24 protein-coding genes and 1 tRNA gene are annotated in these 26,462 nt (G+C 43.9%); 14 read left to right on the top strand and 11 right to left on the bottom strand.

The window, feature by feature from the left end:
• Positions 1-33: 33 nt before the first annotated feature.
• The 3 genes from SPHMEL_RS02790 to SPHMEL_RS02780 are packed head-to-tail and all read right to left on the bottom strand — an operon-like array spanning position 34 to position 2,490.
• Complete coding sequence (locus SPHMEL_RS02790; RefSeq protein WP_042667259.1) at positions 34-969, bottom strand: ketopantoate reductase family protein; 936 nt, start codon at positions 967-969, stop codon at positions 34-36.
• Positions 966-1,838: a thiamine-phosphate synthase family protein gene (locus tag SPHMEL_RS02785; RefSeq protein ID WP_042667258.1), complete on the bottom strand. Its 873-nt coding sequence runs from the start codon at positions 1,836-1,838 to the stop codon at positions 966-968. Before SPHMEL_RS02785 ends, SPHMEL_RS02790 begins: the two co-directional genes overlap by 4 nt.
• The gene (locus SPHMEL_RS02780; protein WP_042667257.1) at positions 1,825-2,490 is read right to left on the bottom strand and encodes a hypothetical protein; all 666 of its coding nucleotides are present in this window, start codon (positions 2,488-2,490) and stop codon (positions 1,825-1,827) included. Before SPHMEL_RS02780 ends, SPHMEL_RS02785 begins: the two co-directional genes overlap by 14 nt.
• A gap of 287 nt (positions 2,491-2,777) precedes the next feature.
• On the opposite strand from SPHMEL_RS02780, the gene SPHMEL_RS02775 reads away from it, so the two are divergent.
• From SPHMEL_RS02775 to SPHMEL_RS02735, 9 genes are all read left to right on the top strand, one after another.
• Entirely contained in the window at positions 2,778-3,503 is a 726-nt protein-coding gene (locus tag SPHMEL_RS02775; RefSeq protein WP_042667256.1) for an ABC transporter ATP-binding protein, read from the top strand.
• On the top strand, positions 3,500-4,771 hold the full coding sequence (locus tag SPHMEL_RS02770) for an ABC transporter permease (RefSeq protein WP_042667255.1): 1,272 nt from the start codon (positions 3,500-3,502) through the stop codon (positions 4,769-4,771). The genes SPHMEL_RS02775 and SPHMEL_RS02770 overlap by 4 nt, the downstream gene beginning before the upstream one ends.
• A 49-nt stretch (positions 4,772-4,820) precedes the next feature.
• Positions 4,821-5,306: a winged helix-turn-helix transcriptional regulator gene (locus SPHMEL_RS02765; RefSeq protein ID WP_012608016.1), complete on the top strand. Its 486-nt coding sequence runs from the start codon at positions 4,821-4,823 to the stop codon at positions 5,304-5,306.
• A gap of 14 nt (positions 5,307-5,320) precedes the next feature.
• Positions 5,321-6,724 (top strand): alpha-amylase, encoded by a 1,404-nt coding sequence (locus tag SPHMEL_RS02760; protein ID WP_042667253.1) that lies wholly within the window; start codon positions 5,321-5,323, stop codon positions 6,722-6,724.
• The gene (locus SPHMEL_RS02755; RefSeq protein WP_042667251.1) at positions 6,721-8,265 is read left to right on the top strand and encodes a glycoside hydrolase family 57 protein; all 1,545 of its coding nucleotides are present in this window, start codon (positions 6,721-6,723) and stop codon (positions 8,263-8,265) included. Before SPHMEL_RS02760 ends, SPHMEL_RS02755 begins: the two co-directional genes overlap by 4 nt.
• Before the next feature lie 9 nt (positions 8,266-8,274).
• Complete coding sequence (locus SPHMEL_RS02750; RefSeq protein ID WP_042667250.1) at positions 8,275-10,206, top strand: alpha-amylase/4-alpha-glucanotransferase domain-containing protein; 1,932 nt, start codon at positions 8,275-8,277, stop codon at positions 10,204-10,206.
• A 17-nt stretch (positions 10,207-10,223) separates the two neighbouring features.
• Positions 10,224-11,762, top strand: coding sequence for a glycosyltransferase (locus SPHMEL_RS02745; RefSeq protein WP_042667249.1), 1,539 nt, complete (start codon positions 10,224-10,226; stop codon positions 11,760-11,762).
• 13 nt (positions 11,763-11,775) lie between these two features.
• Complete coding sequence (locus SPHMEL_RS02740; RefSeq protein WP_042667248.1) at positions 11,776-13,653, top strand: glycoside hydrolase family 57 protein; 1,878 nt, start codon at positions 11,776-11,778, stop codon at positions 13,651-13,653.
• Between the two features lie 71 nt (positions 13,654-13,724).
• Positions 13,725-14,651 carry a DHH family phosphoesterase gene (locus tag SPHMEL_RS02735; RefSeq protein ID WP_042667247.1) on the top strand — a complete coding sequence of 309 codons (927 nt, stop codon included), beginning with the start codon at positions 13,725-13,727 and terminating at the stop codon, positions 14,649-14,651.
• A gap of 11 nt (positions 14,652-14,662) precedes the next feature.
• Here the strand turns inward: SPHMEL_RS02735 and SPHMEL_RS02730 are convergent, their stop codons facing one another.
• The 6 genes from SPHMEL_RS02730 to SPHMEL_RS02705 all read right to left on the bottom strand — a co-directional run bounded on the left by SPHMEL_RS02730 (position 14,663) and on the right by SPHMEL_RS02705 (position 20,826).
• The gene (locus SPHMEL_RS02730) at positions 14,663-15,277 is read right to left on the bottom strand and encodes a thioredoxin domain-containing protein (RefSeq protein WP_042667245.1); all 615 of its coding nucleotides are present in this window, start codon (positions 15,275-15,277) and stop codon (positions 14,663-14,665) included.
• Positions 15,258-15,959: a transmembrane electron transporter gene (locus SPHMEL_RS02725; RefSeq protein ID WP_232216727.1), complete on the bottom strand. Its 702-nt coding sequence runs from the start codon at positions 15,957-15,959 to the stop codon at positions 15,258-15,260. The genes SPHMEL_RS02730 and SPHMEL_RS02725 overlap by 20 nt, the downstream gene beginning before the upstream one ends.
• Before the next feature lie 8 nt (positions 15,960-15,967).
• Complete coding sequence (locus tag SPHMEL_RS02720) at positions 15,968-17,098, bottom strand: zinc metalloprotease HtpX (RefSeq protein WP_042667242.1); 1,131 nt, start codon at positions 17,096-17,098, stop codon at positions 15,968-15,970.
• Positions 17,099-17,206: 108 nt separating this feature from the next.
• On the bottom strand, positions 17,207-19,135 hold the full coding sequence (locus SPHMEL_RS02715) for a S16 family serine protease (RefSeq protein ID WP_042667240.1): 1,929 nt from the start codon (positions 19,133-19,135) through the stop codon (positions 17,207-17,209).
• A 426-nt stretch (positions 19,136-19,561) separates the two neighbouring features.
• A complete protein-coding gene (locus tag SPHMEL_RS02710) occupies positions 19,562-20,464 on the bottom strand; it encodes a metallophosphoesterase (protein WP_042667238.1) in 903 nt (300 codons plus the stop codon).
• Positions 20,465-20,752: 288 nt separating this feature from the next.
• Positions 20,753-20,826: transfer RNA gene (locus tag SPHMEL_RS02705), tRNA-Lys, on the bottom strand.
• 129 nt (positions 20,827-20,955) lie between these two features.
• Here SPHMEL_RS02705 and SPHMEL_RS02700 point away from each other — a divergent pair.
• Positions 20,956-21,600 carry a hypothetical protein gene (locus tag SPHMEL_RS02700; protein WP_042667237.1) on the top strand — a complete coding sequence of 215 codons (645 nt, stop codon included), beginning with the start codon at positions 20,956-20,958 and terminating at the stop codon, positions 21,598-21,600.
• A gap of 23 nt (positions 21,601-21,623) precedes the next feature.
• On the opposite strand, the gene SPHMEL_RS02695 is transcribed toward SPHMEL_RS02700, so the two are convergent.
• Positions 21,624-21,974 carry a hypothetical protein gene (locus SPHMEL_RS02695; protein WP_042667235.1) on the bottom strand — a complete coding sequence of 117 codons (351 nt, stop codon included), beginning with the start codon at positions 21,972-21,974 and terminating at the stop codon, positions 21,624-21,626.
• A 219-nt stretch (positions 21,975-22,193) separates the two neighbouring features.
• On the opposite strand from SPHMEL_RS02695, the gene iorA reads away from it, so the two are divergent.
• From iorA to SPHMEL_RS02680, 3 genes are read left to right on the top strand one after another with little or no spacing between them, the layout of a single operon-like run.
• Entirely contained in the window at positions 22,194-24,107 is a 1,914-nt protein-coding gene (iorA, locus tag SPHMEL_RS02690) for an indolepyruvate ferredoxin oxidoreductase subunit alpha (protein ID WP_042667233.1), read from the top strand.
• A gap of 6 nt (positions 24,108-24,113) precedes the next feature.
• A complete protein-coding gene (locus SPHMEL_RS02685; RefSeq protein ID WP_042667232.1) occupies positions 24,114-24,716 on the top strand; it encodes an indolepyruvate oxidoreductase subunit beta in 603 nt (200 codons plus the stop codon).
• Positions 24,703-24,909 (top strand): hypothetical protein, encoded by a 207-nt coding sequence (locus SPHMEL_RS02680; RefSeq protein WP_012608033.1) that lies wholly within the window; start codon positions 24,703-24,705, stop codon positions 24,907-24,909. Before SPHMEL_RS02685 ends, SPHMEL_RS02680 begins: the two co-directional genes overlap by 14 nt.
• A 44-nt stretch (positions 24,910-24,953) precedes the next feature.
• On the opposite strand, the gene SPHMEL_RS02675 is transcribed toward SPHMEL_RS02680, so the two are convergent.
• Positions 24,954-25,415, bottom strand: a complete 462-nt coding sequence (locus SPHMEL_RS02675; RefSeq protein WP_051400984.1) for a hypothetical protein — start codon at positions 25,413-25,415, stop codon at positions 24,954-24,956.
• 90 nt (positions 25,416-25,505) lie between these two features.
• Between SPHMEL_RS02675 and SPHMEL_RS02670 the strand changes: the two genes are divergently transcribed.
• Positions 25,506-26,459 carry a hypothetical protein gene (locus SPHMEL_RS02670; RefSeq protein ID WP_042667231.1) on the top strand — a complete coding sequence of 318 codons (954 nt, stop codon included), beginning with the start codon at positions 25,506-25,508 and terminating at the stop codon, positions 26,457-26,459.
• The last annotated feature ends 3 nt before the right edge of the window (positions 26,460-26,462 follow it).

Below are 26,462 nucleotides of genomic sequence, written 5' to 3'. Positions count from 1 at the left end.
TATTTAAATTAAGCCAGTGGATATAATTCATGGCTATTGGACACTATTCTTAGACTTATTGCTTTCCTCGATGAGGTGTATCATTAGGGTTATGATTTTATTAATAGAGGGGCCTCCCCCGAGTTCTTTAGCGATAAAGCCATTGATGAAGTCTATTTCTGTAGGAGACTTATTCAACACGTCTTGAGCCATACTGGAGTAATTGTCCCTTGTACTCCTCACATTGTTTACCACGTATTCGAGCAATCTGTTAAGCTCGAATCTGAAGCCATGTTTACCAGCCACCTCGATGAATTCAGCAAGGATCAATGAGGCCAGCTCCAGCCCTGGCCTGGATAACACTATACTGTTTCTAGACCTGGAGATAGCTGTCAACGGGTTGACCACGGCATTCAAAGCCAGCTTCAACCACCTGTAGTAGTCTATATTCGATACAACCCTGAACTCGAGGCCCCCCAGCTTAAACACCCTGTTCAACTCTGTTAATTCCATGCATAAGCCATGCCTACACCCTGCTATGACCGTCCGGCCCCCATGATACACTGTGTAAACAGGTGAGACGCGTTCGGCACCGAAGTAGACCACTCCCCCGGCTACTCGTACACCAAATCTTTCCTCAGCAAGCTCTAAACTACCTATTCCATTCTGAAGCATCACGATTACTCCGCCGACATCCATGATTTTCTCCATTAGCCTAAACGTCTCCGGTACACTGTATGCTTTAACCGTGTTCAAGATAAACCTGCATTTATCAATGGGGCTACTATAGTGTCTAGGTATTATCGGCACGATGTAATCCCGGTTCTCAACTTTATCGTAAACCCTCACCCATTTCTCCCTTAGAACTGCTCTAACTGTTTCCTCACGACCAAAGTACACGGGTATATCTGTCACACCAGCCCTGTAGAGGAAATAAGCTAGCGTGGATCCTACAGCTCCACCCCCTATAATACAGATATCGCGGCTCATGGACACGCCTCCACCAGGTTAACCAGGATTCTTTCAAGCTCCTCATAACTGCTTGTAAACACGTACACCACGGGCTCGAGACCCCTGCCCCCTAGATCCACTATGATATCGGGCTTTAACCTGGATACCTCCCCGATTCTTCTCCAGAACTCCTCCTGATTCTCATGGGGACCTGTTATCACTGTTCTCAATCCAAGCCTGTTGAAGCTGCTGAGGTATGCCTCTTCATACCTGGTATTAAACCCGTATTTCTTCACCGGGTTATGCAACATCACTAGTAATAGTATCCTTGATAAATGCTGGCTCCCACCATACATTGGTTCACCTGTAGCGGTTACTCCGCTGAGTGTTTTAACTATTCTACCGGTTAACCCTATTACATCCATGATTGATGAAGGAGCCTTCGGTGTGTAGACTAGGTTTGAGCCCACTTCTGGTATGAGTTTATGGAGCCCTTTAATACTAAGTAACCTTGATAAAACCGTTTTATAGTACTCTATATCCGGGTCGACAAATACCCCGCCTTGACATATGTTTGAGAAGTCTTGCTGAGAGCATAGGGCTTTAAGGGCGAGCGTGTTGACTACCTGGTAGCTTGTGAACACGAATTTCTCCAGGGATTGCGCGAAGGCAATGCTGCATAGTATCTCTACATAGTATTCTACAATCCCTCTCTCTATACCCAGCTTCTCGAGCTCCCCGAGATATTCTTCAACAGGCCTCTTCAGGAGCTTATTTATCATAGGTTGGGATACATTGAGTAGCCTCGATATCTTGTGCTGGCTTAATCCCTGATCACTTAGTTTATGGGCTAATAAGCCTCTTAAAGAAACGAGTATTTTCCCACATATAATTTCATGTATGATCATTTCTCCATGATACCTCTATACTTCGTGCAACCGTGTTAACCGGGGATGATACATATGCTTTCTCCAGCTTCCCGGCCACCAGTTCAGCCAACTCCAGTATCTCATTGAGTAGCTTGATCTCGTTTGAGAATACTTCCTCATAGTACATCATCTCCTTTATTATACCCGCTATTTTCTCGAGGTCATTAAAGGCTAGCTTACGGAACACCTCTTTATCTATTTCGTTGAGCCTTTCTTTAAGAGCCAGCTTGCGGAGAATACTGAGGAGGTTCCAGGGCTCCAGGCTCCTGTATTTTATCACTAGGAGTTTTATACGGGGATCATCCCCGGTCTCCGGGTTAATCGATTTCTCCAACACCTCTCTCACGGCATCAATATCGCTGAACCTCCACCATGTCTGATTCTTGGATGCATAGGATTTCTCTATTATCCCGTAGTTTTTCTCCATAACCTTCAGTAGATTAGCCGGGTTGTATGCAATGCCTGTCTCAGCTAGTTTATAGACCAGGTGCTTGTAGCTGAAATCGCCTAGCCTGTGATCTATATTTGGATCCCTTGAAATATTATACGCCGTCTTTAAAACGATAAATGCCTTCTCCCCGTACTTTGATAGAAAATCTTCTATGGCATTCTTTATCTTCCCGGAAAGCAAGTATTAAACACCTTGAGAGAATAGTATAATAGGTTGGATTTAAAAGTATTCCTGGAAGGCTATTCAATTAGGGATAAATGATTACAGTTAAAGGCAGCGTTCTTTAGGAGGGGGGATGAAATGTTTATAGGTTTAGTGCTTGCATTATAGCTGGATGATGGGGGTTGCAACCAAGCATTGAGAGGGATCTCTGATCACCCCGAGTGCCCAGCAGATGAAAGATGTAACCCCGAATGGATACGGGAAACCAGTAAGCCACCCCTTCAAGACATGGGGGAGATCAGCTCATGAACGCCATAGAGGTAACTGATCTACACAAGATCTACGGGGATGACGTCCATGCAGTGAAAGGCGTTAGCTTCACAGTGAAACCAGGGGAGATATATGGGTTAATAGGCCCTAATGGAGCTGGTAAAACAACCATTCTAAGGATAATAGCTGGAATAGTTAAGCCTTCACGGGGCACTGTGAAAGTATATGGACTCGACCCTTATAGGGACTTCGATAAGACTAGGGAGCTGATAAGCTATCTACCAGAAGAGGCCAGCACATATCCATTACTAACAGGCCTTGAACACCTCTACTTCTACGCTAGACTCTATGGTGGAGACGTGAAGTCCATGGTTGAGTACGGTGTCAAGATAACTGGGCTGGGCGATAGGTTAAACGAGGAAACCATTGGGTATAGCCACGGGATGAAGCGCCGTCTCCTCCTCGGCATTGTCCTCATGAGGCGGCCTAAGATAGCTATACTTGATGAACCTACGAGCGGGCTCGACGTGCATGCAAGCGTGTCTATCCGGAGGATGATAAAGCAGTATGTTGTTGAAACAGGTGCCTCAGTACTCTTAAGTAGCCATAATATGCTCGAAATAGAGTATCTGTGTGATAGGGTTGGATTAATATTCAAGGGGAAGATAGTCGCCGAGGGAGAGCCTAGAAAATTGATAGAGGAGTATAATGCAGCGAATATGGAGGAGGTTTTCACTAAGATAGTGGGGGAGGAGGAATGATGCGGAACGAGATGATTAAGGTGATACTGTGGAAGGAGTTGAAGGAGTTATCAAGGGATAAGAAGACCCTGTTAACCACGTTCCTCCTACCATTGATCTCACTACCACTTATAGGTTTACTCACATTCACCCTGATGACCCAGCAACCAGTGAATATAGCCGTGATCGATGAGGATTCCACATCGTATACGTCTCCAGTATTGAATATAACGGTGTCATCCAGCAAGCTAGTGGAAGATGTAAGAGAGTACCTTGCTAGATCCGGGTTAAACGTATACCAGTACAGTAATAGAGAGTATGCACTACGGAATTCAAGCATTGATTTAATAATAATTATACCGAAAGGGTTCTCGGAGAATGCTACAAGTATTGACAGAGTTGCATCAATAGAGATCATTAGGAGGGCTAATGTTCGTGCAGCTGAACAAGCAGAAGGTTTGGTAAGGGGGTATATAGGCTACTTATCCTCACAGCTTTCAAGAGAGAAACTCGACTCCCTTGCTAAGCTAGCAGGTTTGGAAACCTTTGATGTTAATGCACTGAGAGACCCCGTTGTAGTTGGAACAGTAACGCTTGTATCACCTATAGGTTCAACAGTGGGGGCTGAAGAGGAATTGAAGAGTATTATAGCCCGCCTACTAGTGTTAAGCTTCGCATTCGTTGTAACCCCGGCTTCATCATACGTGATTGATGGGATAATTGGGGAGCGGGAGAGGAAGACTATTGAAATGCTACTAACCAGCCCGGCATCCATCACCGAAATATTCTCCTCGAAGCTGTTGGTGGCGTCATTTCTCGGAGTACTTGCATCTCTAGCGGATCTAGGTGGGATACTAGCGTACTTCATCCTATTGATAATGGCTCTCGGCGGCAGCATATTCATAGTAATGGATCCAGTGCTGATATTCCTACATATAGCTACAACCTTCCTAACAATACTGGTATCAATATCGATTGCAACACCCTTCATAGCTAGGACACGGGGGTTGAGGAGCGCCAGTAATATAGCTGGGATCGTGACATCGCTTGGAGTGATATTCTTCATAGTTGGCTGGATGATTGACTTCCCTAAGCTCCCAGCATCGATACTATATCCCTTAATGCTTATACCCTACACTCACAGCATTCTGGTGATACAGGGGTATATATATGGTAGGATGTTAATGGTTGCAGTAAGCCTCACCGTACTCTTACTTGCTTCACTTATTTCAATGATTATATCAATAAGATTTTTAGACAAGGAAAAACTGTTACTAGCGGAATATTGATACAGGTTTATATATTTAGGGAAAGTTAGATAATTTTTAGGCGAAATATATGGGTGAAAATATTAAACTAGTGGAATTCATAGATGAGAAAGGGGTCACGATTCACGAGCTTGCATCCAGGATGGGTATCTCGCCTAGAACTATTAAAAGATACCTCAGGGAACTCGAGGAAAAAGGCCTTGTTGAATCCAGGGATGGATTATACTTACTTACACCGGTAGGGGTAAAGTTCAAGAAAGCGCTTGAAGTAGTTAAATCAAGAAAAGAGGCCTCCCCCTACATAGTGACCGATCCATTTAGCGGCAATATAGTGCCCCTGAGCTTCAAGAACTACAGGCAGTTACTAGCTATAATAGAGAATGAACTTGTAGATAAAAAGATACTGGATGAACATGTGAGGAAATACCTTATTGAATGGGTTAAGACATCTATTGGTGACGAGTATTTGGTCTATCTACTCGAAAACAACATTGTTAAAAACGTGGATGACTTGAGAGAATATTTATCCATGATATTGAAAACCATAGAGGGTTAGAATAGGCGTTTAAAATGGATAAGCTATTCGAGCACATCATAGGCAGCTATCTTCCCCAGGCCAGGTGGTGGCCCTGGAAGAATACCAGGGTAAATGTAGAGGTCGTGGACGAGGTAAACTACGGTAACGTATTGCTATTATTTTTTAGATCAGGAGACATATTTTTTCACTTACCCCTGGCGAAAGTCAGTGATCTGCCAGGGGGTTTGGAGTCACGTGGATTCTGTCTCGATAATGAATGTTATGTAGAGGCAGAGTATCTTTCCTCCTACATGGACCTCATAAGTATGATTCAAGGTGTCTCGATAGAGTATCACAGGTCGAATAAGCTACCCAAGATAGTTAAGGCTAAACCCCTCACGTTTGAGTCAACGAACTCGGTTACCCTATATGAGGCGGAAAATGGCGGCAAGCTTGTTTTAAAAAGCTATAGAGTAATACCGGTGGTCAACATTGAGGCACAGATGTTGAGGAAACTTACTGAAGAGAAGTACGCTCACATCCCCGAGATTATTGCGTTCTTGAAGTATAAGGATATGACCACCGGTGTACTTTCAAGGTATGTAGAGGGGGCCGGTGATGGCGGCTATCCCTTCTACAACGCATTATTAGAGTACTTGGGTAGTAAGGTTCGTGGGTCTAGGCTCGGGCTCGCCTCGAAGCTCGGTATTATTATTTCAGGTCTTCACAAAGCCTTGAATAAGGATAGTGAAGGCTTCTTCAGCGTTGAGCCGGCTTCAAGTAGTGATATTAAACAGTGGTGTTCACGCATCGAGAAAATGTACTCAGGAAGCCTGAAGAGATTGGATGAGATAAATACAGGGGAACTGGATTACTGGCGTGGCATGCTTGAGAAGGCCCGGGACATAGTGGAGGATGCCATATCACTGCTTGAGGTCTACAATGGTTTATTGAAGGCTAGGATACATCAAGACTTGCATCTTGGGCAGATGATATATGTTAAAAACATAGCGGAGGACTTCATCATAGTTGACTTCGAGGGGGAGCCTGGTAGGAGTATCGAGGAGAGACTGTCAAAGGAGCCTGTGACAAGGGATGTGGCGTCGATGATAAGGAGCTTCCACTATCTCTCACACGCCGCGATAATGCATTACAGTGGTAGAAGCCAGGATGAGGTTTCACGTTTAATGATCGAGGATGATCCTTCTACTAAGTGGAGGCTTAACCATGTAAAGGCAATGGTTTACTCCTACTCAATGGATATCGACTCAAGTAAACTACTTGGAGTACCTAGGGATAAAATGGTCTCCGAGATAGGGAGGCTCCTTTACCCATGGATCATTGAGAGGGCTGTTTACGAGGTCTACTATGAGTCCCTCTATAGGCCCAACTGGGTCTCCATACCTATAGCCGGCTTATATGAAGCAAGCAGGATCTATAGGGGGTGGATTATTTGACCGATATAGTCTTAATGTTCGAGGTCCATCAACCATATAGGTTAAGGAGAAATCTTCACTCAATACTGCTTGAAAAAGCATTGAGCGGTAGACTTGAGTTAAAAGATCTCGAGGACACAGTCTTCGATAACGAGCTTAACAGGCTTGTTATTGAGAGAGCAGCCCATAGATGCTATGTACCTGCTACACAGATAATACTTGAGAACGTGAAGAGATACATGGATACTTCTAAGGAGTTCAAGGCCAGCTTCAGCATAAGCGGTGTATTCATAGAGCAGGCTGAGAAGTGGAGGCCTGATGTAGTTGATTTATTCAGGAAACTAGCTGAGACGGGTAGGATTGAATTCATTGAGCAGACATACTACCACAGCATGGCGGCATTCCTACCCTACTATGGGTTTGAAGAACTCAGAGAACAGATACGTGAACACAGAAGGATAATTGAGGAGACTATAGGCTTCAAGCCTGTTTCAATCGAGAACACAGAGTTCACATATAACAACGATATAGCCTGCCTCTTCGACTCCGAGGGCTATAAGGCAGTGTTAACGGAGGGCGTGGACCGGGTTCTCGGGTGGAGAAGCCCTAACTACGTATATAAGGCTTTTGGATGTAATATAAGGGTTTTAACAAGGAACTACAGGCTAAGCGATGATGTCGGCTTCAGGTTCAGTGATAGGAAATGGGATCAATATCCATTGACCGCCGACAAGTATGCTTCGTGGCTGGCCTCCACACCGGGCGATGTAATATTCATCGCCGTAGACTATGAAACCTTCGGAGAGCATCACTGGCCTGAGACAGGTATACACGAGTTTCTTAGGTGGTTGCCTGGTGAAGTATTGAAGTACGGGCACCTCTACTTCTCAACACCTGGTGAAGTAGTTGAGAGATACCCGGTTAGAGACGTGATAGATGTACCTCCATGGTCCTCTATAAGCTGGGCTGATGAAAGGGATTTAAGTGCTTGGCTGGGAAACGAGATACAGCGTGAAGCATATAATGCGCTTGCAGCTATCAGGCCGTTTATAAAAGCTGTGAACAAGCCTGAGATCACGAGGCTGTGGAAGCTGCTCACGATAAGCGATCATGTTTACTATATGGCTACCAAGTTTGGGTCAATTGGCGAGGTTCACTCATATTTCTCACCATACAAGAACGCCAATATAGCATACGGGTTATTCATGGAGGCCTTGGGAGTCCTTGTTGAAGCGGTGAGGCGTGAAATCGAGGCGAATAGAAAGAGTGTACTTGGTAGACTAGTATTACCGGATAACAAGGCATTCCACTTCACACTGCCAACCGGTGAGCACACTGGTTTAGTAGCTCACTCTATAAGGGAATTCATCGAGGTGATCGAGAAAGTGCCGCCCGAATCACTTCTATATCACTTCAACAAAGGGGACATCGATGCATGGCTACTTAACATATTTGGTCTTGGAGACGTTGTAGAAGAATTGAGGAGGCTACGTGAAAACATTATTTCATATAGCGAGCTTATCTCAACACTTAAGAAACTGCTCTTGGAAATAATCGAGTAGGTGGTATATATGTCAAAGGTAAACTTCATATTTGCACTTCACTTCCATCAGCCCACCGGCCAGTTAAAGAGGATAAATGAAAAGATATTTGAAAACAGCTATAAATTATTACTAGATGTCTTCAAGTCCTTTTCCGACCTGAAGTTCACGATACATATAAGTGGCCCCCTCCTACTCTACTTAGCTAAAAACCACCCTGAATGGCTTGAAGAAGTCTTTAAACTAGGCGATCTAGGCTCACTTGAATTCATGGCTGGTAGTATTGGCGAGTCAATACTGCCTATAATACCGAGGGACGACAGGGAATACCAGATAAGGGAGTACATTAAGATATTTGAGGAGCTCTCGGGCTTTAAGCCGAGGGGTCTATGGATACCTGAAAGAATATGGGAGCCGCATTTACCTGAGGTTATAGGGAGGCTTGGATTAGAGTACGTGTTCATAGATGACTCAACCTTAACCAAGACAGGGTACCCCCACGACCTGGCTTATTACTCGTGGATCACTGAGGATAGTGGACAAGTAGTAAGGGTCTTCTTCATAGATGCTGGGATAAGGTATATTCTGCCCTGGGAACCACCGCAGAGGGTCCTCGAGTACCTTATCGGTAAGATAAAGGAGGGTGATCCAGCGAGGCTCATCTTATGGGGTAGTGACGCGGAGAAGTTTGGGGAGTGGATGGACTCGGGACATAGTAGAAGCTGGCTCTACGCATTCCTAGACTTGATGAGGAGAACCCGTAACAGGGTATCTATGATCCATCCAAGCGAATATCTTAGTGAATACGGGGTTAAAGGATTACTATACCTCGATACTGGGAGCTATGATAAAATGCTTGAGTGGAGCAGAGGTTTCTTCAGAAACTTCCTGGTGAAGTACAAGGAAGCAGACAACATGCATAAGAAGATGTTATGGGTTAAAAAGAAGCTGGAGAAAGCTGGTGATTTACCTAGAGAGCTAAGAGTAGAGTATCTCCTTGCACAGTGTAATGATGCATACTGGCATGGATTATTTGGAGGCGTGTATCTGGCGCACTTGAGGCAGGCAATATATGAGAAACTCCTCAAGGTTGAGAGGTGGGCTGAGGAGAAAAGTAATTACTTCAGCGGCGAGGACTTCAGAAAGATAATGGTAGATTTCGACTATGATGGCTTATCAGAACTATTACTTGAGACACCGATGCAAAACCTATATATAAAGCCAAGTGATGGCGGGGCACTCTTCGAGTACGATGTGAAAATCAAGGGGTTCGAGCATAATCTACAGGACACTATGACAAGATACGGTGAGCCATACCTAAATAAACCTGGATTCAATCCAGACTGGTATAGAAGGGTGAGCTGGAGGCTACATCTATGGAGCCCGGATACAGGTCTCTACGACTGGATAAACAATACGCCGTTTAAAGACATGAGCGATCTAGCGTTAAAGAACTACCATGTAGCCTCAGGAGAGGAAGGAGAGGTTGTTCTAAGAGCCCTAGGCGGGTTCTACCAGTATGGCAGTCCACCAGTAATGGTTGCAGCGGAAAAAATGGTGCGTTTAACAAGCAATGGTCACACCACGTTGTTCAGGGTTAGAAACATCGGTGATAGAGAGTTCACGGCTAAATTAGGCATAGAGTACCATGTTGCATGGAAGATAGATAGAGAGAACGAGGCGAAACCATACTACACCGTAAACGGCGTAAGCAGAGATGTAAGTGAGGGAGGGGTATTCAGCACCGAGAGAATAACTATAAAATCCCCCGTCTACCCAGGCATAAGGTTAGAGAGTAATACTCATCACGAGGTATGGGTTGCCCAGCTCTCATCATACTCTAGAACCGAGAAAGGATTTATGGAGATACCACAGGGTCTGGCAATAATGTTCGTGGAACAGCTCTCATTGAAACCTGGTGAGGAATATGAGACAAGTATATCCTGGATCCTGGAAATATAGTGGAGGGTGCTTTCAGCTTGAAAGCATGGATGTTCACGTTTGAATCAATATATACTAGGAAGGTGGGAGGACTAGCCGAAGTACCACCAAGGCTCGCTAATGCACTAGTAGAGAAAGGTATCGACGTCGAAATATATACGCCGAGCCATGGCCTTAAAACCAATAAGGGATTTAAAAGGGAGGTTTTTAAAACCAGTATCAACGGCGTTGAGTACTCTATACTAGAGTATAATGCACCAGTGAAACACTATATAGTCTCCGGCGGTATACTAGAGGATCCCCTGGTTTACTCTTCAAACCTTGTCTCGAAGAGCCTTGTTTTCGCAAGGGTGATCAGGGAGTACTTTAATCAAATAGTTGGAGAAGGAGAGATACCCGACATAGTCCATGGACACGATTGGCACAGCTATCCAGCGCTTCTCGCCATCAACCTTGAATCAACTAGGAGGGGTACACCTATAGGTATAGTATACCATGTGCATCTGCTTTCACATGGATTCATGGATCTCCAAGAGATCACCAGGGGGTTGAACATATGGAGTAATGACCATGTCCGCGGCAAGCTAGGGATTAAGTCGTTCGAGGAATATTATTATGCATCAGGCGGCTGGATCGAGAAGCTGGCCGCGTTGACAAGCGATAGGGTTATAGTAGTTAGTAAAGGATATACTAGAGACGTTGTGAGATATGTAGGTCTGGATAATGCTGATAGAGTAGACTATGTGTTTAATGCATCAACATGGACCTGGAGCACGGTCCTGGATACAGTGTCGAAGTATATTGGTGACAGGGATCCCTTCAGCTATGAAGCACGTAGGTTAGTCAGGGATAAGATGCTTAGGGAAGAATTAAGGCTAATCAACGTTGAAAACCCTGATCCCTATTTAAGAGATGTCATTAACAGGCTCATCGATAAATACGGGGTATCAATTAGTTCGCCATTCAAACAAGATGGACCATTAATATTGCTCACAGGTAGATCCACGAGACAAAAAGGCATAGACCTACTGCTTAAATCGATGGATAAGCTCTTAGTAGAAGTACCACGGACTAGAGTCGTCTTAGCGGTGATCCCTGTAAGCGGTACAGAGGAGTTGTTAAGGGAGATCATAGAGTACCAATTATTGTTCCCGGATAACCTGAGGATTCTACCAGGATATATTGACCACGAACACTATTTAATGCTGTATTATGCCGCTTCAGTCTTTCTAGCAGCAAGCAGGTATGAGCCATTCGGACTAGTGGTATTAGAGGCTTTGTCCTCAGGTACACCTGTTGCTGCATCTAATACAGGCGGGTTCAGAGACCTCATCAAGGATGTGAGGATGTATAGCCTAGATGGAACGGGTGCACTGTTCCCCCCACTTGATGTAGATGGAATGATCGATGCCGTGAAGACTGTTCTCGAAATAGTTGAAGACAGGGAGAGATCAGTTGTGTTCAGGAGGAGATGCGTGGAACATTCCAAACAGTTCTCATGGAGTAGTTCGGCCGATAAGCTAATCAAGATATATACGAGTATTAAGAGTCAGGCTGGAGGCAGAGACGCATTGTAGCAGTGGGATCGATATGTCGCTTATACCTCCCAGGAAAATACGTGATATAGAGGCGTATTTAATCCTTAATAAACCGGTTCTAAAACCCGGTGAAGAAGCGAAAATACATGTCCTCGTATCAGGTAGCGGAGAAAGAAAAATGCATGTCATGGTGTATGATGATGAGAAAGCCATCTTCGACGGGGACATCACTGTAGGGGGCTCCTTAATAGCCGGCATAATACCTTACGACACGCCGAGCAGTCCAGGCATATACAAGGTCTACCTGAAGATAGGGGATATCGTAGTGGATGAATTAACATACATGGTATATGATGCCGAGGAGAAATCTAAGCCGAAAAACCTGGCACTTGTATGGCATCACCACCAAGCCCCGAATTACCTACCCGATGGCGCGATTCATGGACCATGGGCATTTATCTATACATATGGTAGTTCCCTTAAGCCATATGGTGATGCACCCTACAGGTATCATGCACAAATGCTTCAGAAGCATCGTGACTACCATGCAACCTATAATCTGAGTCCGAGCTTGATTAAGCAGTGGGACACTGCTGTTAAGCATGGCGTAGTCTTCGCAACCGGGGAAAAGATTGAGCCTGGTAGCGAGAAAGCTAAGTTGATAGAGGAAACCATGAATATGTATAAGGATGCATATAAACGGGGCCAGATAGATGTGCTAACTAGTATCTATGCCCATACAATAGGTGGTTTCCTAGTAGATGTACTCGGGCTAAGCGATATAGTACGGGACGAAGTAAAGTATGGGGTATCTGTTACAAGGGAGGTATTGGGGATAACACCGCTTGGAGCATGGACTCCTGAGATGGCTTTCTCGATGAAGATGATAGATGTTTACTATGATAACGGGATAGAGTATACTATTCTAGATGATAAATGTCATTTCGAGATAGCTGAAGGAGAGAAAACCACTAGCTACGAACCATATGTTGCTTTAAATAAAGATAGCGGGAAACACATAGTAGTGTACTTTAGGGACCATGAGTTAAGCGATGTATTAAGCTTTAAAAACAATTTCACGAGCGAGGCCCACGCTTGGAGAAACGCATATGAGGTATCACTTCTCATAGCCAGGAAGATCATGGGGATACCAGGTAGGATGCTAACCCTTGCACTAGATGGTGAGAATTGGATGGTTTTCGCAAGTAATCCACCTTTAACAGCATTGTACTTTGATAAACTATTATTGTTCCTGGAATCCCTGAGCGATGAAGGTGTGTTAAGGTTGGCTAATCTGAGGGAGGTATATGAGGAGTTACCTGCAACACGTATACTTATGAAGATCCCTACTAATACATGGCTTTGTACGTTCAGGAAGTGGAGAGGGGAAAAAGAAGAACATGAGGAATACTGGCTTAAAGTAGTTGACGCCTATATGAAGATAAGGGCGTATGAATCGCTGGTTAAGGGAAGAGATCCTTATAGTGAGAAGGCTAGATGGGCGTTATGGCATGCCCTTGATAGCGATTACTGGTGGGCAGAGTTCTGGTCACCTAAAATCATAAAGACATGGTTAAACGAGTCACTGAGGTATATAGATGAGAGATTAAAGGGCATCCAGATAAAGGATATTAAAATACCTGGAAAACCGATGTCAAACACGCCTTTCACACTTATCGTGGAGGTCATGAATACCCTGGAAACCCCTGTTAAAGCCATTGTTAAAGTATCCTGTCCAAGCAGGAACTGTGTTAGTTGGAAGGAATTTGAGACCCCGGGTAGGACATCTACAAGCATACCAGTAGAGATCACTGTGGGCGAAGTGGGGTTAATACCGTTCTCAGTGGTGATTCAATCCGATTCATACATTATCTCTAGCTTCATCAAGGAGATCGAGATATATCCATCCATACCATCGAATCCACGATAGTATGGATAGAAATAAATACCACCCATATATTAGTTATGTTTTGTATTAACTGAGTGGTGGAGATCTTCGGTATGAGGAAAGCTGTTGTAACGCACTGGGATATAGACGGGCTTGCATCAAACACTATTATTTCACGTTACACGCGTCCCGATAAGAAGGTACTTTCCTCCGTTACATCTACATTTAAGTATTTAATGAGTTTATTTGAGGAAGGCTATAGCGAAATAGTGGTCGCCGATTTAAACCCCCAGTTAACTGATCTAAATAATTATGTGAATTTATTTAACGCGATGCGTAAAAGGGGATGTATAGTTAAATGGCTAGATCACCATCTATGGCCCGAAGGGGTTGAAAAAACTTTTATTGAATTCAGTGATGTTGTCTCATATATTAATGATCCATTCACTGTTACAGCAGATATCTCAGCAAACTTCGTGAACGCTGCCAGGGATAGATTTGTCACGATGCTTATAGAGCTAGCCTTCGACGACGACTGGTTCCAAGGCAAATACGAGTTGACTACTATATATAGACGTATCCTAAGATTCTACAAGTGGGAGACAAGGTATAGAGTTCTAGAGTCACTACTAGCCGGTGACATAGCTCCTAGATGGATGCTAGAACTATACAGGCTTGAAGTCAAAAACATTTACGAAAACCTGATTAGAGAAGCGCTTGGCAGGGCAGAGCTAGTAGAAAGGAAAGGAGTCAAAATACTGGTCTTCCCTGACGTAGATCCCAGGGTCCATCCAGGTGAGTTGATAAGCGTAGCCGAGAAGAACGGATTCACCTCACATGTGTATATAGTTAGATATCCTAGAGGAGTTAACCTACGCAGCGACTATGTCGACGTATCAAAAATAGCGTTGAAATATGGTGGGGGAGGACATAGGAAGATATCCGGGATACCCGGTAGAGTAGATATTGAGACCCTGATCAACGAAATAGTTAGGGCCATCGAGGTCGAGGCTAAAGTTCATGGTAACTACATTATTTAAAATCTAAGGAGCTAAGTAGAGAGGAGTCTATCCCAGAACCCCTTGTCCTTAGCCTCACCTATTACCACGGCCACTAGTTCACCGTTCTTATCTAGCACGATGATATGAGGTACTCCTAAAGCGTATTGGGGTGGTGCTCCCTTTGAGATCTCTAGGTTTGTAAGCTGGGAGAAGAGGGAGCCAGCCTTTTCATCCATGTCGACCCATAAGTATAATACTTTACCAGACATCTCAGACTCGAAGAATTCTTGTTGTGCATGGCAGTGGGGACAGGTGGTCAGGCCAAACATTATTATCCTAGTGGATTCATTGAGTTGCGCTATCTGTGTTAGGTTATTGTATATGTTTTTCCATTCACTACTGGTAATATCTATATTCATGTATTTACTGGTGCCAAGATAGAAAGCTGTATTACCACCGCTTCCACCCGGCTGGTTCCATGCTAGTAGTATTGCTATTGTAGTAATGAAAACTACTACCGGTATGAGTAAGAATATCACATTGCTCTTATTAGTCCCACCCTTATTTTTACTAGCGCTTTTACCAGGCATTTTACGGTACCCCATTATTATTCTTATTCTTGAACCATTATCTCTAATCCTGTTTTTAACGGTATAGATAGACATATACCGCTGTTGCAACCGCTATCAGACCCCCGAGTATTCTCAAGGAGGCTTGGTGCCTGATTAGTTTCTCATGTATCCTGGTTTTCGTTATTCCTATATAAATCAATGTGATGAGAACCAGCGGTGAAACGAATATCGCTGTATAGAGGAACGTGTAGAAAGCCCATATGGGGAAAGGTGTGCCACTTGTCAGCATATTATAGATAATATACATCCCTGCACTACAGGGGAGCAGCGTGAAGGACGCAATAAACCCTGTTAAAGCAATATAAATTAGTCCTCCTGTCTCCAGGAGTTTTTGTAAACCTATTCTCCTTGACAGATTACACTCAACCATATCCTCCCTGCAGATTCCATCCTCTCTGTTATTCCTCTCCTTGATTAAATTATGGAAGCCATAGATGATCATTGAGACCCCATAGATTATCATTGTGGTAAATATGTAAATAGGTGAAACCAAGGTCCGGCTGAACACGCTTTTCAATAGAAACCCGAATACCCAGTACCCGGTGAAAACAGTTAATATAAATACTGCTGATACCTCAACGAGTTTCCTCATACTGCCTGCAGTATATGATATGAGGATACCAGTGTATAATATGAAGAAGCACGGGTCCACCGAGTCTATCAGGGCCATAGTGGCTAACATGGGGATAAAAGATATAGGATCCAAAATACCCACCGAGACGCCTACGCCTTAAAAACTAATTCATCAAGGAAACGGAGCCTCTTGGGTATTGGGGGGTGTGTTGAGAGGAATTCCTGCATGCTATTCACTTCTTTATTCTTGAGCTCCTGTATTACTTCATCTATGCTTGCGTCATCTATCTTAGGACTTCTATAGAATGAACCATAGTGGTATAATGGGTTAGCCACCGCCTCTGTGAAGGCGTATATGAACATTGTTCTCAACTTACTTGTTGAAACCATTTCTCGGGCTCTCCCGCTGCCCTCATAGTATATGTGTAGTTTTGCAAGCGCCCTCTGCATGTTCGATGGGGACGAAGCATAAGCTCCAGTAGTGTCTGCATAGTATTCCCTGAGCCTGCTAAAGGCTAGTACGAGTATTTGAACAATGAAGCTTATTACCACTGCTAATATACCTATTATAGCTAATATGAAGCCCCCTGAACCACTATTCTTCCTCTCCGATGTAAGCCTCATTGACGAGTAAATTATGCCTGCCCTTATCAGGGAGACACCTAGATAATATATGATGCTGGGCAGTAGCCCCATGAATAACATTATAGAGTTATCCCTGTGTAAATGATGGCCCAGCTCATGCCCTATTACAGCCCTTAATTCATCCTCGTTAAGCATCTCGATAAGCTCCCTTGACGCAGCCACGTATCTACCTGACAAAGCGTTACCATAGGCAAACGCGTTTGGAGGCATATTTACGATCATTGCCTTAGGTGGGTTACTTAAACCGAGCCTTAATGCTACCTCATCAACTACCTTCTGTAACCATTCATCGTGTCTAGCCCCGTAGAGAAGGTTTATCATATAGGGCGAGAGAATATATGTGAACATATTGGCTATCACTATGAAGATCACGAGCCATATAATGAAGCCCAGCGTGAACTCTGCACCAATATAGTTAATTAATACATATGCTACAAGCGATATCCCTGCAATACTCGACCCAATAGTTAGGAGGCCTATCAGCAACATGGATGATGAGAGGGAGAATCTACTGGCGAACCTACGTGCCACCTTTGGGGCAATATAGCCAGCTGTAACCATTAATACTAGGAATCCAATAATGTATACTATTATAAGCGCTATCATCGTAAAGGGATCATAAAACCATAGCAACATCGATAATCACCAGGTAATAATATAATCGAAGACATCCTTAAAAACTTGAGAAAACTGATTTATAAGCGTCTTATAGTGTTGTTTAAACCCTCTTAACTAGCTATACCACTACCTGTACTTTATCATCCTGAGTGCAAGGATTACCGATATAGCCACAACTGTGATGACTAGTATTCCTAGGTATTTCAGGATTAATCCCCTTGATAGCTGGTTCTCAGGAGTAGTATTGGCTATGGGTTGATTTACAGGTATCTGTATAAATGACGTAGTAGTATTCGAGGATGCTACACCTCCCTGGGAAGATGTACTAGTATTAGAGTTTCCCTCTAGAGTTAATGCGAGAACCAGGTAAAGCGAGAATGCCTGTGAAAACCCGTGGATCGCTGAAGAGTAATCTCTGTTCTCTAGCGCCTCGTAACCATACTTAATGAAGAATCGTAGCACTTGTGATGACGGTATTTTACTTGATAACATTGTTAATATGGCTTGCTGTACATACGCGATGTCATCTAGATTACTCTGATCAAACACCATGTGTAACCCATACGTGGATTCACCAATAACATATATTGTGAAACCAAGTAGTGTGACGGTGTCGTTGACTATCTGTGAATTCATTAAACCATAGTAGTCTGATGCATCGCTTAACACCTGTGTATTCCCACCCACCTCATTAACAAGGGCCTCGATATACGAGTAAATAGTTGATGCCGCCGCGTATAAATCCCTGGTATCAACTAGGTTAATTAATGATGATGGAGAGCTACTTGATGAAGCCTCGATCAAATCTAGGAGTATACTACACTGTTTAGCATAGGAGAGCGAGTAGGATAAATATGCTAATTCATTACTATTGCTTGTGGAGGACAAGGCATTCGTATAATAGTAGCCGGCCCTATAGTAGACCGCCTTAGCCAGAGAGATCCATATTAATTCGTCTAGATCTAGGTTTCTCCCTATACTATTAAGCCTGTTGCCTATCGAAATAAGAGTCGTATTCACGGTGTCAAGTATAGAGTCCATGCTTAGAGTATTCGAGAGTACTTTCGAGTAAAGATTATAGTATATTACCGTAGGATATATGCTGAACCCCTGCACAAACGTGTAAACTGGGTATTTATCTTTAATGGAGTAAAGGCTTGAAAGAGTATTATTTAAATTATCGATAACCATCTGCAGGGTTCTCTTATAATAATAGTCATATACCTTGCTCGCCGAAGAATATGTATCCTGAACCATAGTGCTCAGATTATTCAGGAGGGAGTCAACGATCTCTCCCGGCATGCTTACCTGTAAGGGTTCGAGGACACTAGAGGCATTGATATCTACACCTGTGAAGTATACGAATGCATCGAATATAGAGCCGACTTCTATCACAGATACATTAATGCTTCTACCATACTCTACAAGATCAATGCTCTGGTAGGTTGTCCTCCTTATAACACCCCATGGCAACCTCGTCTCCTGTATAACTGGGTACTGATAGTATCGTTGCCCCCTAGGAATAAGAAATGTCTTAAATCCATTCGAAGCCGCTGCATCAAGTTTCTCCTTCAATCCGCCAACAGGCCCTATCGTGCCATCAGGGTTAATCATACCCGTCATCGTTACACTTGGATTAAGGGTTTTATTCATCAACAATGAGAGAAAGCCAACACACATTAATCCACCTGAACTAGGGCCGCCTATGATGGGTACATTGGACTCCGTAATCACATAGTAATCGTAGTTGCTGAATGATACCCCTGCTGCCAGTGAAGCTATATAGGCAGCTATCCTAGCAGCCCCCTGGGTATCTAGCTCAGTATATGGTAAAGCTGAGAAGAATACCCTCCCACCACCAGGATAAGCCACTATTAATGTGGTCTTAGATAACACTCCCTCTCCACTACCGGATACCGCCGGGGCGTATATTGTGATAGATTTAATATAGCTGTAATTCGGTAACCCTGAATCACTAATCGCGGCAGCCGGTATTAGTGTAAACGCCAACAAGATAATTAAAGAAGCAGGTGTAGCATACCTATACCCATGCATACACCGCGCCTCCTAAGTTCACAAATAATTTTATTTGAAAACAGTGTTTATACGCCTTTCCACGATGTAGAATAGGGATTGGTAAGTTTGAAACCGCTTTAAGGCGAAATAGCGGTGTTTTCAAACCGTTCTCCGTCCACGGTTTTCTGGGTCTTCGTTGGGTGGTTTATCATGGTTCCTCCCCGGCTCCCTCCCCGTAGACAGCCATGGGTCTCGGGGAGCTAAGGAGTCGCCAATAGACTCGTGTTTTTAGCTTACAAATTTAAACGGGTAAAGCAGGGCAAGCATCCTGTAAAACCTTCAAACTAGAAACAGATATATACCCTAAAATGAATTAAAAATAGCGATCCCTACAAAGGTAGGGGATTGATGCTGAAGCCGACATAGTCTGATTCATTGATGAGGGGTCGATTAACTGAGAAAACGTTATCCAGGGGTGCAAAGCACGTGTGCTATCTCGATGTCCTTAAACTCTAACACCGCGATCTCCATGTTCTTCAATAAGAATCCATCCACATCAAGTATCCCACGCGTTGGGATTGATTCTAAAAGCTGACCTGTAATGGGTTCAGCCGAGCCTAAATTCAGCCATGTTATCAGGCTTGCATTCTCTAATATGGCATGCCTCCTCACTATAGGGGAAAGATATTCTTCTCTGTTGATAGATGCGTTGATGCCTGGGTGATAGGGCCCTGTAGCAGGCATTATAATTAGAATACCCCCTGTTTCCAGAGGGATTTTCATGAATACTGGAAACCTATATGCTCCGAAGCATCTAAGGCTCGGATGCTCGTGCCCTATTATAACTATATCCTTACCCGAGGTATCAACATATTCGTGTCCATGCACCAATAAAACCTTCTTATTGTTGACCACTACCTCAATAGAGTCAACAAACTCTACTTCCAACTTTTTAAGAACTGGTTTTATGAAGTTATCGTGATTACCTCTTACGACCTCTACCTCTTTAACACCTATATCCCTGATCCTCTTAACTAACTCGCCTACCTCCTCTCTTTCCTGTCTGAGTAGTCTATCAAACGCGTGCTTTAGATCCCCATTGATAACTATCTTATCTATCGTGATTACCTGGGATACCTGGTCAAGGTATTGGAGGACACGTTTCAACTGGATTCGCGGTATAAATATCCCCCCATATCCACTGCTGCCTCTGAGACTATATATCAACCCCCGTGAAGCCGCCTCCTCGAAGCCTAAGTGGAGATCAGCCATCAATAATGTCCTACTTGGTGAAATATAGAGGAAAGGTGTTCCAGCGACAACGTAGATCCCAGTATCTACCTCCTTGACTATAGGCCTTAACACCATGGATCTGACCTCCCCCTGTCCTGAGGGATGAGGTTCTTGGGTGGCTCATTGATTTTGAACTACATTCCCGGCTCTTGCCTGGTTTAGTCCTGGCCGGGTCTCCGGCCGGTTACCCCCATCCCTCTCCTACAGCTACCATCTAGGGCAACTTGACAGCAGTACCCATCAACATTTCATTATCCAGCTATAATGCAAGCACAAAACTTATAAGTTTTTACCGTCCTCACCCTAAAAGATAAGACTTCCAGCTGTAAACCATCTCCTTTAACCACGGGGAAAATAGTGAAGCGGGCCCGCCGGGATTTGAACCCGGGACCTACGGGTTAAGAGCCCGCCGCTCTACCAGGCTGAGCTACGGGCCCATGTCCAATTCAATAACCATAGGTAGGTGTGGTTTTTAAATATTTTACGGTCTTCAGTACTAATAGACTCGCCGAGCACTCGTGTTTAAATATTTGTTGTCCCGTGGATAGTGTTTTGAGGATAGAAACATGCCGGCTGGAGAGAGAAAGCCCCGTTCCAGGAAGCTTACTGATTTCATGGTTCCCAGGGATAAAGACCGGGCGAGCGGGGAAACCAGTGGTTCCATAGATACCGTGAAATCCGCTGAGGGACATGCCATCCCTCAAAATAATATGAGCAGCCTCGATGAAATAAAGGAGATCATCCTGAGGAAGGCAAAGTCATCTAGGATGTCTGAGAAGAAGCCTGAGACACAGGAGCCCAGCTTAAATAATAATGGGAAGCTTATGGAAATAATCAAGATCATATCGTCCTCTAAACTAGTTAGAACCATAGAGTGTAACCAGCAGGGTATATGTAATGATGGGAGGAGGATTGGCGAGATCTTCACCGACGAATACGGGATTAAGCGTCAAAGAGGCTTCATCAACACTACCCGTTTACCTATATTCCTAGACTTAATAGTTGAGGAGGCGGAAGCCATGCCTGCACTTAGGGATAAAGCATATATCGTTAAGACAAAGAGAGGGTCTTTAGCACTGGTGCCAGATGACTTTATATGCGAGCTGAATTCACGATATGGTATTATAATACCAGCCATAGAGAAATGCGTTAACTACAAGAGTGGCCCGTGGATAGATAGGGGTAGGGGTACCAGGAGGAAAAATGTATGATTAAAAAACAGCCAGGATAGGGCTTAAGTGGTTACCTTGTATAGGGTTCCTTCTACATCTATATCCATCAGCCTTGGGGTTCTTCTACGGCGTCTACGCTTAATGGTGGTGGGCTCCCACTTCATGTCAGGTGTTCCAAGACTTCCATCCGGGAACTCCACTATCTTCTTTAATGCTAGTAAATGATTCACGGCTTTACGTACTCTATCCTCACCAGCAATACCGCTGAACTCCTTGACGAGTTCCTGGAAGAATACTGGCCTGCCCTTGTTTCTAATGGCATCGTATACTACATCGGGTAACTCTATATCCCTTGGGGCTATCTCGATTAGTATGTCTGAGTCCTCATATACTACTTTCTTCTTCCTAACCATTTTCTTCACCAATTTATATTATGTGGGATAGTAATATATAAACTTTTTTAATTATTGAATCCCACCAACCAATGGTTAACTAGCATTCATAACATAATCCACCGGGTTAGAATCTGCTACAGGATTACATAGGGTTAAAAATAGGGTCATGCATGAGAATATATGTAGTTTATAGTATATATACTAGTACATACCATACATAAGATAGTGGTGCGGGACATGAGTTATATACTTTCAGGAAAAGGTGAAAAAGTGTTATTAATGGGGAATGAAGCAATAGCCAGAGCAGCACTCGAGGCAGGAATCTGCGTAGCAACAGCGTATCCTGGAACACCATCCACGGAGATAATAGAGACTTTAAGCGAGGTAGCCGGTAAATGCGGGATATATGTCGAATGGAGTATAAATGAGAAGGTGGCATTTGAAACAGCGTACGCGGCAGCAATAACCGGGGTTAGAAGCATTACGGCTATGAAGCATGTAGGCGTTAATGTGGCGGCAGATATATTGATGAGTAGTGCTTACTCAGGTGTGAAAGAAGGCTTCGTAGTGGTTTCAGCTGATGATCCAGGCGAACACAGCAGCCAAAACGAGCAGGATAATAGGTGGTACGGGTTACTAGCCCATATACCAGTTATTGAACCCAGCAGCGCGAGGGACTCATATTATTTAACCAAGGAGGCATTTGAGCTAAGCAGTAGATACGAGCACCCAGTTATTCTTAGAACCACTACAAGGGTAAGTCACACAAGGCAACCAGTTGAATTAAATGGTGATATACCATCAGAGAAAAAGTGTAAAGGAGTCTTCGATAAAAACTATGAGAGATGGGTGCTTGTACCAGCTAACGCGAGGAAGCAGAAGACTAGGATGATGAAGATATGGGAAGCTATAAGGCGTAATGAGGGGAGGGAACCATTTATATACGTGTGGAATCCAGGTAGGAGTAAAGTAGTTATTGCAAGCGGGATTAGCTACTCTCATGCCGAGGAAGCCCTTAGACTACTCGACGCCTTAAACGATGTGACATTAATCAAGGTCTCCCTACCAGTCCCCCTTCCACCAGCACCTATCACTACAGTTTTAAAGGATGCAAAAGAAGTACTGGTCATCGAGGAACTCGATCCCGTGGTAGAGACCCAGGTGAAAGACATAGCCGTTGATGAGGGTTTAAGCGTAAAGATACATGGTAAAAACATGATACCCGAAAACGGAGAGCTCTCGATAGATAGGGTCTTCGAGCCAGTAGCTAAATTCATTGGCAGGGAGACCCTGCCTCCATGGCAAAGCATTGGGGAGGTGAAAACCGAGCCTCCGATTCCGCCACGCCCCCCAGTGCTTTGTGCTGGGTGTCCTCATAGAAGTACTTATTACATAGTTAAAACAGCCCTTAACAAGGCTGGTATAAGAAATACTGTGTTTACCGGCGATATTGGGTGTTATACACTAGGGTACCAAAAACCATTTGAAACACAGATGACGTGCTTCGAGATGGGTGGAAGCCTAGGCATAGCCCATGGATTCGGAAAAGTATTAGAGAATACAGTGATAGCTGTTATAGGAGACTCTACATTCTTTCACGCCGGTATACCCCCGGTATTAAACATAGTTTACAATGACTCCAAGGTCATACCATTAATACTCGATAACTCAACAACAGCTATGACTGGACATCAGCCGCATCCAGGTACTGGGATAACAGCGATGGGGTTGCGGACAACGGCTATACTCCCGGAGAAGATATTGGAGCAGGCTGGGTTTAAAACTATCGTTATTAATCCATTAAGGGTTAAAGAATCAATAGAATTACTTACACAGGCTTTCAAAGAGTACTTGAAGGGTGAGCGAATAGCAATAGTTTCACGTATGAGATGCGCTCTCGAAGTCGCGAGGGATGCTAGAAGGAAGCAGGTAGTACTACCCATTTATACCATCGTTGAAGACAAGTGCATTGGGTGTATGGCATGCGTTAACTTAACGGCCTGTCCAGCTATAATAGTGCCAGCAGGATCGAAGAAGCCCATCATACTAGAAGAGCTCTGCAATGGATGTGGACTATGTGCGTCTATCTGTCCCTATAAAGCGATAACTGTTAAAAACACTCCGAGCCCTGAGTGGGAGAAACTCTGGTGATGCAGTATGAAGACCAGGTTTAATCTAGTGTTATCCGGCGTAGGGGGTCAGGGTATAATAACGCTGGGCAGGTTAATAGGGCTGGGATGCATGCATGCAGGCGTAGACGTCAGTATCGCGGAAGTACATGGTATGAGCCAGAGGGGCGGTAGCGTTATAGTGCATGTGAGAATAGGTGAGGGTGAAAGCCCGATTATACCAGTAGGAGGCGCTGATACAATTATATCACTGGAATTGTTTGAGGGAGCCCGGAGCCTAGTGTATGCGGATAAGGGTACAACACTAGTAGTAAACGACTTCCTATGGCCTCCCCCACTAGTTAAATATCCCCCTAGAGATACAATCCTAGCCGCAATATCCGGGAAGGGCTTGACTTACTACCTCTATGATGCAAATAAAGTCAGCATGGAAGTGAGTGGCTCAGTTGTTTCATCAAATATAGCCCTCCTGGGATTCGCTCTGGCCGTGGATAAGCAGTTATCTAAATACATTGAATTAAGCGATATCGAGTGGGCTATTGAGAAAACGCTGAGGGGACACCTTGTAGATATAAACAAGAGGCTTCTCAAGAAATCATATGAGGATGGTTTGAGACATGTCAACCCATGAAATAATCGATCTACTGGAGGATGCTATAGATATCATTGATCAACTTGAGGGAGTCCTGCAGAGGCTGAAGCCGGGTGATAATATAACTCCTGGGGTAATCTACCAGCTATATAATAGTTTAGTATTATTGAGGGAGAAGATAATTGTAGCCAGGATAAAGGTTTCGAGCAGTCTAACCCCGTCACAAGATTAAACGAGTGCTTTTAACCATGGTAAACAAAGCAACCATATGTGTTTTTAATACCCATAATATATCGAATCCATATACTCTATCTCCGAGATATGGGAATGGGGATCCATAAATAGAGCGGTGGCAACGCTCACCTTATCCACATTGCTCATCGACGATGCCACCCATTTACCGGAGTTGAGTTCCCCAATATGTACCCTACGTGTATAAGCCTCTAAAGTCTTCACGTAACGTGCGATAACCGGGTATTGGATACCTATGAGCAGGGCTTTCTCACAATATAGGTGATCAATTATTATAGCCCCTTTTTCACTAATAGCAATACATGTTTCACCAGTCAACAACCATACCCTACCCCTACCATGAAGCACTACGGTTTTCCCGGCCGCGATCTTTACAGAGAATCCACCATTCACCGCGATAAAATCCCCTGCTAATACTGACTCATGTATAAATCCAACAAGTATTTTCCCGTCTTCCAAGCGTTTTTTAATACTATCCGCGGACATAGTACTATCCCTTAATATTCTTTCTCCCACTCCCAGTTTAAAGATAAGTTAAACTAGCATAAAACCCTAGATAAAATAAAGGTGAGTATTATGGAGGTTGTAGGGTTAGACACATCAATAATAGAGAGGGTTTCGAGAGTCTTAAGAAACAATATTGAGAGGCTTGACACATTGGATCTTTGTGATACAAAATTCTACCCGCCCTGCAACGATAACCCAGAAAACATCCTCAGATACTTTATAGTCATGGTGGCCATGGATCATAGGCTGAGTAGACCTGGAAAACCATACGAGGCCATGCTTGAAGATGGGTTCTACCACGGTGCTGATCTACTATATAGGCTTGGAATGAAAAAGTATTCGGAGGACCCGGGGTTCTTTGATCCAGCTCGCTTAGCACAGGTGAGAATCGAGGAAGTTAAATCCTGGCTCAGCATAGGTAGTGCAAGTCCACCGGATATAGATGCCAGAACTATTCTTCTAAGGGATTTGGGGTTGAAAATCTCTAAACTATACGAGGGCAGGGTTACCAGGCTCATAGAGGTATCAAGAGGGAGGCTCTACGGCTCTTTAATGGAGCCTGGATTCATAGATCTCCTAAGGGTTTTCAGGGCCTATGAAGACCCTGTTGAGAAGAAGTCATTATTACTCGCGAAATTCCTGGTCAAAAGAAGGGTGTTCACGTTTCTCGATAAACTAGGGATCCCAGTTGACAATCACTTATCAAGGATAGCGTATAGGCTTGGAATAGTGATGGTTTCAGGCAATCTATGGGTTAAGATAAGGGAGCAGAGGGAAGTCTCACGTGAAGAAGACATATTGTTAAGGATGGTTATTAGACGAGGATACGAGGCTATATCCAGTGAGGCAGGTATAGACCCGGCCACCCTGGATGACTATTTTTGGCTGATGGGTAGGAGGATATGTCTAAGGGATAACCCACCTAGATGTGATAAATGCTTGTTCAAGGGTTTCTGCAGAGCTAGAAGGAATAATAGTTTTATGGTCCCTGAGCACTATTACTATGATACATGGTATTACTGATAG

It is taken from the genome of Desulfurococcus amylolyticus Z-533 (genome assembly GCF_000513855.1).
Classification (GTDB): Archaea; Thermoproteota; Thermoprotei_A; order Sulfolobales; family Desulfurococcaceae; genus Desulfurococcus; species Desulfurococcus amylolyticus.
The sequence above is the reverse complement of the archived record's forward strand: the minus strand, read 5'-3'. Positions and strand labels throughout refer to the sequence as shown.

Bases quoted from the DNA above. Each gene is read 5' to 3' on its own strand.
- SPHMEL_RS02670 (WP_042667231.1), top strand. From the start codon at position 25,506: ATGGAGGTTGTAGGGTTAGACACATCAATAATAGAGAGGGTTTCGAGA.
- SPHMEL_RS02715 (WP_042667240.1), bottom strand. From the start codon at position 19,135: ATGCATGGGTATAGGTATGCTACACCTGCTTCTTTAATTATCTTGTTG.
- SPHMEL_RS02785 (WP_042667258.1), bottom strand. From the start codon at position 1,838: ATGATCATACATGAAATTATATGTGGGAAAATACTCGTTTCTTTAAGA.
- SPHMEL_RS02790 (WP_042667259.1), bottom strand. From the start codon at position 969: ATGAGCCGCGATATCTGTATTATAGGGGGTGGAGCTGTAGGATCCACG.
- SPHMEL_RS02735 (WP_042667247.1), top strand. From the start codon at position 13,725: ATGAGGAAAGCTGTTGTAACGCACTGGGATATAGACGGGCTTGCATCA.
- SPHMEL_RS02680 (WP_012608033.1), top strand. From the start codon at position 24,703: ATGTCAACCCATGAAATAATCGATCTACTGGAGGATGCTATAGATATC.
- SPHMEL_RS02760 (WP_042667253.1), top strand. From the start codon at position 5,321: ATGGATAAGCTATTCGAGCACATCATAGGCAGCTATCTTCCCCAGGCC.
- SPHMEL_RS02750 (WP_042667250.1), top strand. From the start codon at position 8,275: ATGTCAAAGGTAAACTTCATATTTGCACTTCACTTCCATCAGCCCACC.
- iorA (WP_042667233.1), top strand. From the start codon at position 22,194: ATGAGTTATATACTTTCAGGAAAAGGTGAAAAAGTGTTATTAATGGGG.
- SPHMEL_RS02675 (WP_051400984.1), bottom strand. From the start codon at position 25,415: ATGTCCGCGGATAGTATTAAAAAACGCTTGGAAGACGGGAAAATACTT.
- SPHMEL_RS02765 (WP_012608016.1), top strand. From the start codon at position 4,821: ATGGGTGAAAATATTAAACTAGTGGAATTCATAGATGAGAAAGGGGTC.
- SPHMEL_RS02685 (WP_042667232.1), top strand. From the start codon at position 24,114: ATGAAGACCAGGTTTAATCTAGTGTTATCCGGCGTAGGGGGTCAGGGT.
- SPHMEL_RS02770 (WP_042667255.1), top strand. From the start codon at position 3,500: ATGATGCGGAACGAGATGATTAAGGTGATACTGTGGAAGGAGTTGAAG.
- SPHMEL_RS02695 (WP_042667235.1), bottom strand. From the start codon at position 21,974: ATGGTTAGGAAGAAGAAAGTAGTATATGAGGACTCAGACATACTAATC.
- SPHMEL_RS02730 (WP_042667245.1), bottom strand. From the start codon at position 15,277: ATGTCTATCTATACCGTTAAAAACAGGATTAGAGATAATGGTTCAAGA.
- SPHMEL_RS02700 (WP_042667237.1), top strand. From the start codon at position 20,956: ATGCCGGCTGGAGAGAGAAAGCCCCGTTCCAGGAAGCTTACTGATTTC.
- SPHMEL_RS02720 (WP_042667242.1), bottom strand. From the start codon at position 17,098: ATGTTGCTATGGTTTTATGATCCCTTTACGATGATAGCGCTTATAATA.
- SPHMEL_RS02740 (WP_042667248.1), top strand. From the start codon at position 11,776: ATGTCGCTTATACCTCCCAGGAAAATACGTGATATAGAGGCGTATTTA.
- SPHMEL_RS02710 (WP_042667238.1), bottom strand. From the start codon at position 20,464: ATGGTGTTAAGGCCTATAGTCAAGGAGGTAGATACTGGGATCTACGTT.
- SPHMEL_RS02775 (WP_042667256.1), top strand. From the start codon at position 2,778: ATGAACGCCATAGAGGTAACTGATCTACACAAGATCTACGGGGATGAC.